The organism is Phycicoccus jejuensis (assembly GCF_000720925.1).
Lineage (GTDB): Bacteria > Actinomycetota > Actinomycetes > Actinomycetales > Dermatophilaceae > Phycicoccus > Phycicoccus jejuensis.
Genome location: NZ_JOEE01000007.1, coordinates 118433 through 131771, shown reverse-complemented (window position 1 = coordinate 131771; position 13339 = coordinate 118433). Strand labels below are relative to the sequence as shown.

Annotated in this window: 12 protein-coding genes; 8 read left to right on the top strand and 4 right to left on the bottom strand. The window is 74.5% G+C overall.

From position 1 onward, the window contains the following. Positions 1-70 precede the first annotated feature (70 nt). From IG69_RS0114155 to IG69_RS0114145, 3 genes are read left to right on the top strand one after another with little or no spacing between them, the layout of a single operon-like run. Positions 71-1045 (top strand): nucleoside hydrolase, encoded by a 975-nt coding sequence (locus IG69_RS0114155; protein ID WP_245616159.1) that lies wholly within the window; start codon positions 71-73, stop codon positions 1043-1045. Next, positions 1042-1872 carry a PfkB family carbohydrate kinase gene (locus tag IG69_RS0114150; protein ID WP_030528822.1) on the top strand — a complete coding sequence of 277 codons (831 nt, stop codon included), beginning with the start codon at positions 1042-1044 and terminating at the stop codon, positions 1870-1872. Before IG69_RS0114155 ends, IG69_RS0114150 begins: the two co-directional genes overlap by 4 nt. A gap of 58 nt (positions 1873-1930) precedes the next feature. Then, positions 1931-3916: an acyl-CoA dehydrogenase family protein gene (locus IG69_RS0114145; RefSeq protein ID WP_030528821.1), complete on the top strand. Its 1986-nt coding sequence runs from the start codon at positions 1931-1933 to the stop codon at positions 3914-3916. Positions 3917-4027: 111 nt separating this feature from the next. On the opposite strand, the gene IG69_RS0114140 is transcribed toward IG69_RS0114145, so the two are convergent. Beyond that, positions 4028-5281 (bottom strand): class I SAM-dependent methyltransferase, encoded by a 1254-nt coding sequence (locus IG69_RS0114140; RefSeq protein WP_030528820.1) that lies wholly within the window; start codon positions 5279-5281, stop codon positions 4028-4030. Positions 5282-5526: 245 nt separating this feature from the next. On the opposite strand from IG69_RS0114140, the gene groES reads away from it, so the two are divergent. The 3 genes from groES (at position 5527) to IG69_RS0114125 (ending at position 8361) form a co-directional block, all read left to right on the top strand. Continuing rightward, the gene (gene groES, locus IG69_RS0114135; RefSeq protein WP_030528819.1) at positions 5527-5820 is read left to right on the top strand and encodes a co-chaperone GroES; all 294 of its coding nucleotides are present in this window, start codon (positions 5527-5529) and stop codon (positions 5818-5820) included. A gap of 126 nt (positions 5821-5946) precedes the next feature. Further along, entirely contained in the window at positions 5947-7563 is a 1617-nt protein-coding gene (gene groL, locus IG69_RS0114130; RefSeq protein WP_030528818.1) for a chaperonin GroEL, read from the top strand. A 102-nt stretch (positions 7564-7665) separates the two neighbouring features. Further along, positions 7666-8361 carry an aspartate/glutamate racemase family protein gene (locus IG69_RS0114125; RefSeq protein ID WP_030528817.1) on the top strand — a complete coding sequence of 232 codons (696 nt, stop codon included), beginning with the start codon at positions 7666-7668 and terminating at the stop codon, positions 8359-8361. 104 nt (positions 8362-8465) lie between these two features. On the opposite strand, the gene IG69_RS0114120 is transcribed toward IG69_RS0114125, so the two are convergent. Together IG69_RS0114120 and IG69_RS0114115 are read right to left on the bottom strand one after the other, a co-directional pair. Continuing rightward, positions 8466-8693, bottom strand: a complete 228-nt coding sequence (locus IG69_RS0114120; protein ID WP_030528816.1) for an RNA-binding S4 domain-containing protein — start codon at positions 8691-8693, stop codon at positions 8466-8468. A 234-nt stretch (positions 8694-8927) separates the two neighbouring features. Beyond that, positions 8928-9218, bottom strand: coding sequence for a WhiB family transcriptional regulator (locus IG69_RS0114115; protein WP_030528815.1), 291 nt, complete (start codon positions 9216-9218; stop codon positions 8928-8930). A gap of 215 nt (positions 9219-9433) precedes the next feature. Between IG69_RS0114115 and guaB the strand changes: the two genes are divergently transcribed. After that, the gene (gene guaB, locus IG69_RS0114110) at positions 9434-11023 is read left to right on the top strand and encodes an IMP dehydrogenase (RefSeq protein WP_036830194.1); all 1590 of its coding nucleotides are present in this window, start codon (positions 9434-9436) and stop codon (positions 11021-11023) included. Between the two features lie 48 nt (positions 11024-11071). Then, positions 11072-11995, top strand: coding sequence for a serine hydrolase (locus tag IG69_RS0114105; protein ID WP_030528813.1), 924 nt, complete (start codon positions 11072-11074; stop codon positions 11993-11995). Positions 11996-12222: 227 nt separating this feature from the next. On the opposite strand, the gene IG69_RS0114100 is transcribed toward IG69_RS0114105, so the two are convergent. Next, complete coding sequence (locus IG69_RS0114100) at positions 12223-13281, bottom strand: P1 family peptidase (protein ID WP_030528812.1); 1059 nt, start codon at positions 13279-13281, stop codon at positions 12223-12225. Positions 13282-13339: the final 58 nt, after the last annotated feature.

Sequence of the window (13339 nt, the reverse complement as noted above, 5' to 3'; positions counted from 1 at the left end):
GGGCCCTGTAGTTGCCGGTGACTAGGTGGGCCCTGACGTCACGGCTGCTCGATCGTGGATGATCGGTCTCGTGCAGCGGATCCCGGTGGTGCTCGATGTCGACACGGGCGTCGATGACGCCTGCGCCCTCCTCCTCGCGGCGCTCCATCCGGGGCTCGACCTGCGGGCGGTCACGTGCGTCGGCGGCAACGCTCCGCTCGCGGACGTCGTGCGCAACACGCTGCTCGTCCTCGAGACCGCCGGCCGGACCGACGTGCCCGTCGGCGTCGGCGCGTCGCGGCCGCTGCTCGAGCAGCCGGTCGACGCCCGCCACGTCCACGGCTCCGACGGGATGGCCGACCTCGGGATGCCCGCACCCACCCTCGAGCCGGACGCCCGCATCGCCGTCGACCTCCTGCGCGACACCGTGCTCGCCGCGGCCGAGGCGGGAGAGCCGGTCACCCTCGTCCCCCTCGCCCCGATGACGAACATCGCCCTCCTGGCGCGCGTCCACCCCGAGGCCTTCGCCCGCATCGGCCGCATCTTCTTCATGGGCGGCGGCGCGAACGTCAGCAACGCGACGGCCGCCGCCGAGTTCAACGTCTTCCACGACCCCGAGGCCGCCGCCGTGGTGCTCGACGCCTGCGCCGCCCACGAGGTGCCGGTCGCGATGTACGGCCTCGACGTCTTCTACGACCCCAAGGTCACCGACGCCGACGTCGAGGCGCTGCGCGCCGTCGACACCCCGGTGGCCCGGCTCGCGGCCGACCTCATCTCGTTCCACCACCGGCGCTTCGCCAACGACGGCGCGACGATCGGCGACGCCGGCGCGGTGGCGATGCTCCTCTCGCCCGGGGCGGTGCGCACCGAGCGGCGCCCCGTCCGCGTCGAGTTGTCGGGCACGTGGACGCGCGGGCGCACCATCGTCGACACCCGCGACTGGAGCGGCGACATGGCGCACGACCCCCACGGCGTCTCGCCCGCGATGGTCGAGGTCGCCCTCGAGATCGACGGCCCCCGCATCGCAAGGCTCTGGCTCGACACCGTCGCAGGGGAGGTCCGATGACCGGCCGCGTGCTCGTCCTCGGCTCGCTCAACGTCGACCTCGTGACGCGGGTCGAGTCGCACCCGCGCCCGGGGGAGACCGTGCTCGGCGAGGGCCTGCGCCGGCTCGCCGGCGGCAAGGGCGCCAACCAGGCCGTCGCCGCGGCGGCGGCCGGCGCCGACGTCGCGATGGCCGGCTGCGTCGGCGACGACGACGGCGGTCGCGCCTACCGCGAGCGGCTCGCGCGCCTCGGCATCGACGTCGAGGCCGTCCGCGTCGTCGAGGGCGAGACCTCCGGCCACGCCATCGTCCAGGTGTCCGACGACGGCGAGAACACGATCGTCGTCGTCCCCGGCGCCAACCACCACCTCGGGGCGCCGGAGGTCGACGCCGTCCGCGCCCTCGGGCCGGACGACGTCCTCGTCCTCCAGCTCGAGGTCCCCCTGACCGTCGTCTGTGAGGCCGCGCGCGTGGCCGCCGGCCGCGGCGCCCGGGTCGTCCTCAACGTCGCCCCCTGGTCGGGGCTGCCCGCCGACGTCGTGGCCCTCGGCGACCCCGTCGTCGCCAACGAGCTCGAGATGCAGGCGCTCGCCGAGGCGGGGGCCGAGCCGGCCTCGCTGCTTGTCACCTTCGGGGCCAACGGCGCCTCGTGGGACGGCGTGACGATGCCGGCCCACCCGGTCGAGGGCGGCGTCGTCGACACGACCGGCGCCGGCGACGCGTTCGTCGGGGCGCTCGCGGCAGCCCTCGCGCGCGGCGCCACCCGGGAGGAGGCGCTCGACGCGGCCCTCGCCTCCGGCGCCGCCGCCGTCGCCCGCGAGGGCGCCCAGCCCGACCCCTACCTGTGAGTAACTTCGCGCGTCACGGAGCCGCCGACGGCCGGTGAGGCCGTGTCATGGTGACGACATGGCCGCCACCGACGCCGTCCGCACCACCGACCCGACCCGTCGCGCCCAGCCCGCCCTGGACGCCGACCCCGCCGCCCTGCGCGCCGTCCTCGACGGCCCGTACGCCGCCGTCCGCGACGAGGTCCGCGCCGCGCTGGCCGAGCACACCGACCTCCTCGACGAGCAGCGCGACCTGCCCCGGGCCCAGCTGCGCCGCCGGGTCCGCGACCTCGTCGTCGAGATCGGCGAGCGGGGCCAGGCCGCCCACGGCTTCCCCCGCTCGGTCGGCGGGGGTGGCGACATCGGTGCGTCCATCGCGTCGTTCGAGACCCTCGCCTACGGCGACCTGTCCGTCGTCGTGAAGTCCGGCGTCCAGTTCGGGCTCTTCGGCGGCGCGGTGCTCCAGCTCGGGACGCGCGCCCACCACGAGCGCTACCTGCCGGACATCCTCGCCGGGCGGCTGCTCGGCTGCTTCGCGATGACCGAGACCGGCCACGGCAGCAACGTCCAGGCGCTGGGCACGACCGCCACCTACGACCCCGCCACCGACGAGATCGTCGTGCGCACCCCCGACGACGCCTCGCGCAAGGACTACATCGGCAACGCCGCGGAGGACGGCGAGCTCGCGGTCGTCTTCGCGCAGCTCGAGGTCGGCGGCGAGGCCCACGGCGTCCACGCGGTGCTCGTCCCGATCCGCCGCGACGGCGAGGTGCTGCCCGGCGTGCGGGTCGAGGACTGCGGCACCAAGCTCGGGCTCGAGGGCGTCGACAACGGCCGCCTCTGGTTCGACGACGTGCGCGTCCCGCGCGCCAACCTCCTCGACCGCTTCGCGCAGATCGACGACGACGGCACGTACCGCTCGAGCATCGAGAACCCGAACCGGCGCTTCTTCACGATGCTCGGCACGCTCGTCCAGGGCCGCGTCAGCGTCGGCGGGGGAGCGCTCGCGGCATCCAAGGTGGCGATCGAGATCGCCGTCCGGTACGGCCTGCGCCGCCGCCAGTTCGAGGCGCCCGGCACCGACGACGAGACCCTGCTCCTGGACTACGGGATGCACCAGCGCCGGCTGCTGCCGCTCGTCGCCCGCGCGTACGCGCTGAGCGCCGCCCAGCAGGAGGTCGCCCGGCAGCTGCACGAGGTCTTCTCGCCGGACACCCCCGAGGCGCCCGAGCGCGACGTGCGCGCCCTCGAGTCGCGCGCCGCAGGCCAGAAGGCGCTCGCCACCTGGCACGCGACGCACGCCATCCAGGAGTGCCGCGAGGCCTGCGGCGGCGCCGGCTACCTCTCGGCCAACCGGTTCGCGGCGCTCAAGGCCGACACCGACGTCTTCACGACGTTCGAGGGCGACAACCACGTCCTGCTCCAGCTCGTCGCCAAGGGCCTGCTCACCGACTACTCCTCGTCCTTCGAGGACCTCGACCAGCGCGGGATGGTCCGCTTCGTCGCCGGGCTGGCCGTCGACACCGTCGTCGAGCGCACCGCGGCCCACCAGCTGCTCGAGCGCATCCGCGACGTGCTGCCGACGGGGCGCGACGGCGCGGACACCGACGCCGGGCTGCTCGACCCCGACTACCACCTGGCGATGCTGCGCTTCCGCGAGGAGCACCAGGTCGCGGGGGTGGCGCGGCGGCTCAAGGCGGGGGTCGACGCCGGCCGGCCGCCGGGCGAGGTGTTCAACGACGTGCAGGACCACGTCATCGCCGCGGCCCGCTCGCACGTCGAGCGGCTCGTCGTCGAGGCGTTCGTCGCGCAGGTGCGGGCCCAGCCGGAGGGGCCGACGCGCGAGGTGCTCGGGGCGCTCTGCGACCTGCACGCGCTCGTGACCATCGAGGCCGACCGCGGCTGGTTCCTCGAGCACGGCCGGCTGTCGGCGCCGCGCTCGAAGGCCATCACGCGGGAGGTGACGGCGCTGCTGCGGCGCCTCCGGCCTGTCGCGCTCGAGCTCGTCGAGGCGTTCGGCATCCCGCCGGAGGTCCTCGGCGCGCGCGACCTCGTCGGCCCCTGACCCGGCCGGGTGCCTCAGCTTTTCGGGGTCACCCCGAAATGTCCGCGAGACCCCGAAACGGTTCCGGGGTCTCGCGGACGAACCGGGGTCTCGGGCTGCTCGCGCCCGCTCTCAGCCGGCGGCCGGCACCACGGGCTCGACGACGATCGCGGTCTGTTGGCCCGCGACCCGCGTGAGCACGACCGTCGCCTGCGCCCCGTCGCCGGCGCCGCGCCCGATCTTCAGCTGCCGCCGCAGCTCGTCGTCGTCGAGCCGGACCCCGCGCTTCTTGACGGTCAGCCCGGTCACGTCGTGCTGCGCCAGCCACGCCCGCAGCGTCTTGACGGTGAAGGGCATCGACTCGAGCACCGCGTACCGCCGGGCGTACGGCAGGTCGACCTCGGCGTCCGAGAGGACGTACCCGAGCCCCGTGTCGACCTCGACCCCGAGCGTCGCGCCGGTCACGGCCCCGAGCAACCCGGCCTGCGTCACGGCGCGGTCCGGCTCGTAGAGCCAGGCGCCGATCGAGCCGGTGCCCTCGGCGGTCGGCGGGTCCGGCTCGGCCATCGTCTCGTCGACCTCGACCGGCGGCCGCCCGGCCGCGAGGATGCGCGCGCTGCGGCCGGGACGCTGCGCGAGCGGCCCCCACCAGACGGCGCACTCGAGCACCTCGCCGCCGTACGAGGTCCACTGCGCCTCGGTGCCGAGCGGGATCGCGTCGTGCGGCATCGACGGCGAGAGCTTCGCCCCGGTGGCCGGCACCGCCGTCGCCACCTGGAGGACGAACTGCCACGACGGCCGGATCTCGTCGAGCCGGAACACCCGCTTGATGCGCCCGTGCCGCCCGGTCTTGCCGGGGATGCGGCGCGCCGGGTCGAGCCAGACGCCGACGCGCGAGCGCAGCGGGTCGCGCGGCGGCTCGAACTCCTCGGCGTAGCCCTCGTGGGCGCGCGAGTCGGGCCAGGGCCGCAGGTTGGTGTCGGCGATGGCCGCCGTCACGGGGTCGATGTCGACGGCCTGGACGGTGACGCCGAGCGCCGACATCGCGACGGCGTCGCTGCCGATGCCGCAGCCGAGGTCGTGGACCGTCGCCAGCGAGGCGTTGTAGAAGCGCCCTGCGTGCGTGGCCGCGACCTCGAGCCGCGAGGCCTGCTCGAGCCCGTCGGGCGTGTAGAGGAGGTCGCCGGCGAAGTCGCCGAACTTCGCGACGGCCCGCGCGCGCAGCCGTTGCTGGGTGAGCACGGCGGCCACGAAGTCGGCCGCGTGGCCCTCGCGGCGCAGCCGGTCCTGGAGTGCGAACACCGCCGCGGGGTCGTACGGCGGGAGGGAGCGCAGGAGCTCCTTCCCCTCCGGCGACCCCAGGGCTCGCACGATGCCGACGTCCACGGCCGGTCATCCTGCCATCCGCGCTCTCGGGGCCCGGTGCGAACCCTCCGGACGCCCGCGCCGCGCCCGGCTGGCACTCGAGTTGACCGAGTGCTAAGCGCGGCCTAGATTTGCCTCATTGGCACTCGCCCCGTGCGAGTGCCAGCGCACCCCGGGCCGCGGTCGACCCCCGCGACGGCGAGCACGGCCCGGACGCGCACGTCCCCGTCCACTTCGACTCATCCCAGCAAGGGGAGGAGCACACCGTGTCGGTTTCCATCAAGCCGCTCGAGGACCGCATCGTCATCAAGAGCCTCGAGGCCGAGCAGACCACCGCGTCCGGTCTCGTCATCCCGGACACCGCGAAGGAGAAGCCCCAGGAGGGCGAGGTCCTCGCGGTCGGCCCCGGTCGCATCGACGACAAGGGCAACCGGGTCCCGCTCGACGTCCAGGTCGGCGACCGGGTCATCTTCAGCAAGTACGGCGGCACCGAGATCAAGCACGGCGGGGAGGAGTATCTCATCCTCTCCGCCCGCGACGTGCTCGCCGTCGTCGGCTGAGCAGTCCGCTGACGCCGTGACCGCGTCCCGGCGGCCCCGTGCCGCCGGGACGCGTCCGGCATCCCCCTGACCCACGCGACGGGTCGGGCGCACCGCGCCGCCCGTCACCCCCAGCAAAGGACACCCATGGCCAAGGAACTGGAGTTCAACGACTCCGCCCGCAAGGCGCTCGAGCGGGGCGTCGACGCCCTCGCGAACGCCGTCAAGGTGACGCTCGGCCCGAAGGGCCGCAACGTCGTCATCGACAAGAAGTGGGGCGCCCCCACGATCACGAACGACGGCGTCACGATCGCCCGCGAGGTCGAGCTCGAGGACGCCTACGAGAACCTCGGCGCGCAGCTCGCCAAGGAGGTCGCCACCAAGACCAACGACATCGCCGGTGACGGGACGACGACCGCGACGGTCCTCGCCCAGGCGATGGTCAAGGAGGGCCTGCGCAACGTCGCGGCCGGCGCCGCCCCCTCGGGCCTCAAGCGCGGGATGGACAAGGCCGTCGACGCCGTCTCCGAGCGCCTGCTCGAGAACGCCCGCGAGATCGAGTCCAAGGACGAGATCGCCCAGGTCGCCTCGCTCTCCGCGCAGGACACCGAGATCGGCGCCACCATCGCCGACGCGTTCGACAAGGTCGGCAAGGACGGCGTCATCACCGTCGAGGAGTCCTCGACCGCCTCCACCGAGCTCGAGTTCACCGAGGGCATGCAGTTCGACAAGGGCTACATCTCCCCGTACTTCGTCTCCGACCCGGAGCGCATGGAGGCCGTCGTCGAGGACGCCTACGTGCTCATCAACCAGGGCAAGATCTCGGCGATCGCCGACGTCCTGCCGGTGCTCGAGAAGGTCGTCCAGTCGGGCAAGCCGCTCGTCATCATCGCCGAGGACGTCGACGGCGAGGCCCTCTCGACGCTCGTCGTCAACAAGATGCGCGGCACGTTCAACGTCGTCGCCGTCAAGGCCCCCGGCTTCGGCGACCGCCGCAAGGCGATGCTCCAGGACATGGCGGTCCTCACCGGCGGCCAGGTCGTCGCCGAGGAGGTCGGCCTCAAGCTCGACCAGGTCGGTCTCGAGACCCTCGGCCAGGCGCGCCGCGTCGTCGTCACCAAGGACTCGACGGTCATCATCGACGGCGCGGGCGAGGCCTCCGACGTCGAGGGCCGCGTCGCCCAGATCAAGCAGGAGATCGAGCGCACCGACTCCGACTGGGACCGCGAGAAGCTCCAGGAGCGCCTCGCGAAGCTCGCCGGCGGCGTCTGCGTCATCAAGGTCGGCGCGCACACCGAGGTCGAGCTCAAGGAGAAGAAGCACCGCATCGAGGACGCGATCTCCGCGACGCGCGCCGCGATCGAGGAGGGCATCGTCTCCGGCGGTGGCTCCGCGCTCATCCAGGCCGTCGCCGTGCTCGACACCATCGGGCTCGAGGGTGACGAGGCCGTGGGCGCGAACATCGTCCGCAAGGCCGCGGCCGAGCCGCTGCGCTGGATCGCCGAGAACGCGGGCCTCCAGGGCTACGTCGCGGTGGCGAAGGTCTCCGAGCTCCCCGCGGGCCAGGGCCTCAACGCCGCCACCGGCGAGTACGAGGACCTCGTCAAGGCCGGCGTCATCGACCCGGTCAAGGTGACCCGCTCGGCGCTGCGCAACGCGGCCTCGATCGCCTCGATGGTCCTCACGACCGACACCCTCGTCGTCGAGAAGAAGGAGGAGGAGCCGGCTGCCGCCGGTGGCCACGGCCACGGGCACGGCCACTGAGCCCCACCTCCCGCGACACCGCACGCCGCCCGGTCCCCGTCAGGGGGCCGGGCGGCGTCGTCGTGCCGGTCGGCGTCGGCGCCGCGGCGTAGGGTCGGGCGCATGCGGCTGCTCGGGGTGCTCGGCGGGATGAGCTGGACCTCGTCCGAGGCCTACTACCGCGGGCTCAACGCGGGGGTCGCTGCGCGGCTCGGTGGGCTGCACTCGGCCCGTCTGCTGCTGCACTCGGTCGACTTCGCGCCGGTCGCCGCGGCCCAGCACGCCGACGACTGGCCCGCCACGGCCGCGCTCCTCGCCGATGCCGCCCGCGGGCTCGCGGCCGGGGGAGCGCAGGCGCTGCTGCTCGCGACGAACACGATGCACCGGGTCGCCGACGACATCGAGGCCGCGGCCGGGGTGCCCCTGCTGCACATCGCCGACCCGACGGCCGACGCGCTGCTGGCCGGCGGCCACCGCAGGGTCGGCCTGCTCGCGACCCGCTTCACGATGGAGCAGGCCTTCTACGCCGACCGCCTGCGCGCCCGCGGCCTCGACGTCGTCGTGCCCGGCGAGGCCGACCGCGAGCTGGTGCACCGGGTCATCTACGACGAGCTCGTGCGCGACGTCGTCCGCGAGGAGTCGCGCGCCGCCTACCTCGGGGTCGTCGAGCGGCTCGTCGCCGACGGGGCGGAGGCGGTCGTCCTCGGCTGCACCGAGATCGGCCTGCTGCTGCGCGACGGCGACGCGGCGGTGCCGCTCGTCGACACGACGGCGCTCCACGTCTCGGCCGGCGTCGACTGGCTCTGCGCGACCGCCTGACCCCGGGCTCTGCCTGCACCGCGACTTCTTGCCCATCCGCCACCTCAGGACCCCGATCCGGGCCTCTGCGAGGTGGCGGAAGGGCAATCAGTGGGGCGAGCGGGTCAGGCGGAGGTGACGCGCAGGCTCCCGCCGCCGTCCAGCGCGACGACGTCGCCGACCCGCACCTGGCGGCCGCGGCGGGTGTCGACCTCGCCGTTGACGTAGACGAGCCCGCGCTCGACGACCTCGCGGGCGGTCGCGCCGTCGTCGACGAGGCCGCTCAGCTTGAGCAGCTGGCCGAGCCGGATGGACTCGTCACGGATGGGGACCTCGAGGGCGTCGTCGGGCACCGGGTCAGGCTACGCGTGGCCGCGCCCGGACGGCGAGCACGAGTGCCGTCCGGGCGCGGTCCCACGGGCGCGGTCGCCGGCCGTGGGCTCTCGCCCCCACGAACGGTTCCGCGCTGGTGAGGAGCGGCGGACCGTGGGCTCTCGCCCCCACGGTCCACCGCTGCCTCGGCCGACCCCCCGGAGGGCCGACCGGACTCCCGCGTGGGGCGGGAGCCGGCTATCGGGTGGCGTCGGTCAGGACGCCAAATGACGCTGGCGGGCGTAGACGCTCTCGCGCTCGTCCTCGGTGAGACCGCCCCAGACCCCGTAGGGCTCGCGGACGGCCAGGGCGTGCTCGCGGCACTGCTGGATGACGGGGCAGGCCAGGCAGATCTCCTTCGCCGCGGTGGCGCGGCGGGAGCGCTTGGAGCCGCGCTCGCCCTCCGGGTGGAAGAACACCTCGGGACCGACCCGACGACAGGAGCCCTCGAGCTGCCAGTCCCACAGGTCCGCGACAGGGCCCGGGAGCCGGGTGATCTCGGCCATGCTCCACCTCCACGATGATCGTGTGCCGACCCCCTCGGGCGGCACGGGTTTCACCGTATGGGCGGTTTGTCGATGGCAGGGCAAGCGTCGGGTAAGGCTTTGGTCAAGGGTTGCGCGGATGCCTCAGGTCCGCCACCGGAGCGTCCGTCTCGAGGTCGCTCGGGGCGGGCGGTGGCCCGTCCGGGGCAGGGCGGCGGGGGACGTAGAATCGGGTGATGAGCCTCGGACTCGACGAGACGCGCGACACCACCACCCCTGCGGCGCCCGACGCCCCGGCCGTCACCGCGGCCTCGGCGGAGCCCGCGCCGGCCGGCCCGTTCGCGGCCCTCGGCCTCACCTACGACGACGTCCTGCTGCAGCCCGGCGAGACCGACGTCATCCCGAGCGAGGTCGACACCACCTCGCGCCTGACCCGCGACATCTCGCTGCGCGTCCCGCTCGTGTCCGCCGCGATGGACACCGTCACCGAGGCCCGGATGGCCATCGCCATGGCCCGCAACGGCGGCCTCGGCATCCTCCACCGCAACCTCTCGATCGAGGACCAGGCCTACCAGGTCGACCTCGTCAAGCGGACCCAGACCGGGATGATCTCCAACCCCGTGACGATCGGGCCGGACGCCACCCTCGAGGAGCTCGACGAGATCTGCGGCCGCTACCGCGTCTCCGGGTTGCCGGTCGTCGACCCGGGCGAGCACCTGCTCGGCATCGTCACCAACCGCGACCTGCGCTTCACGCCGGTCGCCGAGTGGGCCGACACGCTCGTGCGCGACGTGATGACGCCGATGCCGCTCATCACCGGCCACGTCGGCATCAGCCACGAGGAGGCGACGAGCCTGCTGCGCCAGCACAAGCGCGAGCGCCTGCCGATCATCGACACCGAGGGGCGCCTGCGCGGTCTCATCACCGTCAAGGACTTCGTCAAGTCCGAGCAGTTCCCGAACGCGAGCAAGGACGCCGACGGGCGCCTGCTCGTCGGTGCGGCGGTCGGCTACTTCGGCGAGGCCTGGGAGCGCGCGACGACGCTCGTCGAGGCGGGGGTCGACGTGCTCGTCGTCGACACCGCGCACGGCCACGCCCGGCTCCTCCTCGAGATGATCGAGCGGGTCAAGAAGGACCCGGCGCTGCGGCACGTCCAGGTCATCGGCGGCAACGTCGCCACGCGCGCCGGCGCGCAGGCCCTCGTCGACGCGGGCGTCGACGCCGTCAAGGTCGGTGTCGGGCCGGGCTCCATCTGCACGACGCGCGTCGTCGCCGGGGTCGGGGTCCCGCAGGTCACCGCGATCTACGAGGCGTCCCTCGCGTGCCGCCCGGCCGGCGTCCCGCTCATCGGCGACGGCGGCCTCCAGTACTCCGGCGACATCGCCAAGGCCCTCGTCGCGGGCGCCGACACCGTCATGGTCGGCTCGCTGCTGGCCGGCTGCGAGGAGAGCCCCGGCGAGCTCGTCTTCATCAACGGCAAGCAGTTCAAGGCCTACCGCGGGATGGGCTCGCTCGGCGCGATGTCCTCGCGCGGCAAGAAGTCCTACTCCAAGGACCGCTACTTCCAGGCCGACGTCACCTCCGACGACAAGATCGTCCCGGAGGGCATCGAGGGGCAGGTCGCCTACCGTGGGCCGGTCGGCGCGGTCGTCCACCAGCTCGTCGGGGGCCTGCACCAGTCGATGTTCTACGTCGGCGCCCGCACCACCCCCGAGCTCAAGGAGCGCGGCCGCTTCATCCGCATCACGACGGCGGGTCTGCGCGAGTCGCACCCGCACGACGTGACCGGCATCGTCGAGGCGCCGAACTACAGCTCGAAGGGCTGAGCGGCGCCCGGCTCGTGCCGTGCACCCGGACGACGTAGGGTGCGGCGGATGCGCCGTGTCCTCGTCCTCCTGCCGCTGCTCGTCGCGGCGCTGGCCGGCGGCTGCGGCACCGCGGACGGCTCGGCCGAGCCATCGCGCGCGGCAACCCGGTCGGCGCCGGCGCTGCCCGAGCGAGCACCGACCCCCTCACCTTCGCCGGTCGAGGGAGGCCTCGTGAGCGCCGTCCCGCGGCCCACGCCGGCCACGCCCACGGGCTCGTCGTCCGCCGCCGGCGCCACCGGGACGTCGGGAAAGGCGGGGTCGGCGAGCCTCGTCGGCGACACCCGCAACCAGGTCGTCTGGGCGCCGCTGTCGGACCCCTCGGCCGTGCGCTCGGAGGGCTCGGTGGGCTCGACCAAGGCGTGGTCGACGTCGAAGGTGCTCGTCGTCGCGGCCTACCTCGACACCGTCGTCGACGGCGACCCGTCGCGCATCCCGTCGACCGAGCGCGGCTGGATCCGGGCCGCGCTCACCGCGAGCGACGGCGACGCCGTCGTCGCCGTGCGCGAGCGCATCCCGGGCAGCCCCGGCGGGGCCATCACCGCCGTCCTGCGCTCGATCGGGGACACGAGCACGGTCGCGCCCGACCGCAGCCAGGGCGCGATGTCGTGGAGCCCGCGCGAGCAGGTGCGCTTCATGGCGGCGCTCGCGGCGGGCCGGGTCGTCAGCCCCGAGGCCAGCGCGTTCCTCCTCGAGCAGATGCGCCCGATCCCGCAGCACCGCTGGGGCCTCGGGACGATCGGGGCGTCGGCGTTCAAGGGCGGCTGGCTCACGCCGTCGTCGGAGACCCGGCAGATGGGCATCGTCGACGGGTACGCCGTCGCGATCATCACCGTCGGCCAGGGGCCGGCCGTCGTGCAGACCGACGGCGACGCGGCGCACGTCGAGCAGATGAACCGTCTCGCCGCGATCCTCGCGACCCGCCTGCGCTGACGCCGCCCGCCCGGCCGGGGTCAGGCGCTGGTGAGGGCGTCGCGCCAGGAGAGGGCGGCCATCCCGCCATCCGCCGACAGGCGGGCACCGATCGACGAATGTGTCGATCGGTGCACGGTCGGTGGGTCCGGAGCGTGCAGGATTCGACGCTTTCGTCAGGTTCTGCGCGGTCTACCGGTGAGCGGGTGTGCAGGAATCGACACATTCGTCAGTTGCTGCACGGGGGGTCAGGCGGTGGTGAGGGCGTCGCGCCAGGAGAGGGCGGCCATCCCGCCGTCCGCCGAGCGGTCGACCGAGTCGGCGGCGAGCAGGGCGTGGACGATCGCCCGGGTCACGCAGGCCGCGGCAGCGTCGTGGAGCTCGACGAGGTCGAACGGGTCCGGGGCCGGGCGGGCGCCGGTCGCGAGGGTGAAGACGGTGTCGCCGTCGAAGGCCGTGTGCACCGGCGAGAGCGCCCGGGCCATCCCGTCGTGCGCGACGGTGGCGAGGCGGCGGCACCCGGCCTTGCCGAGGGCGGCGTCGGTGGCGACGACCGCGAGCGTCGTGGCGCGCCCGGGACGCGGCGCCTCGGCTCGGCCGGCACGGATGGCCTCGACCTCGGCGCGCCGGGCGGCGAGGTGACGCTCCAGCGCCGCGGGTGACGGCGGCGGCACCGGGCCGAGCTCGTCGCCGAGCGCCCACGCCGCCCCGAGCAGCGACCCGTCGGCGGCCAGCGGCGACCCGACGGCGTTGACGACGACGAGCGCCCCGACCGTCACCCCCGACTCCAGCACCGCGGACGCCGTCCCGACCCCGCCGCGCAGGCCACCGGCCCGGGCCCCGGTGCCCGCCCCGACCGACCCCTGCACCACCGGACCCGACGCCGCGGCGGCGTGGGCGGTCGCACCGTCGGCCGGCCCCGGGTGGTGCCGCCAGACCCCGGCCCGACCGAGGTCGAAGACGATGGCCGACGGGACGATCGGCACCCGCTCGTCGGGGCCGGGACCGACCGGCCACCCGCGGCCCGCGGCCCAGACGGCGTCGGCCACCCCGTCGGCGGCGGCCAGCCCGAAGGCGCTGCCGCCGGCCAGGACGACGGCGTCGACGGCGTCGACCGCGTTCGCGGGGTCGAGGAGGTCGGTCTCGCGGGTGCCGGGCCCACCGCCGCGCACGTCGACGCCGCCGACCGTCCCCGGCGGCGGCAGGACGACGCTGACACCGGTCAGCCAGCCCGGCTCGTCGCGGGTGGCGTGGCCGACGAGGACGCCCTCGACGTCGGTGATCGCGTTGTGGGTCCCGGGTCGCACGCCCCCAGCATGGCCGATGCCGGCCCCGCGGGCTGCGGGGCCGGCATCGGCACGGGTG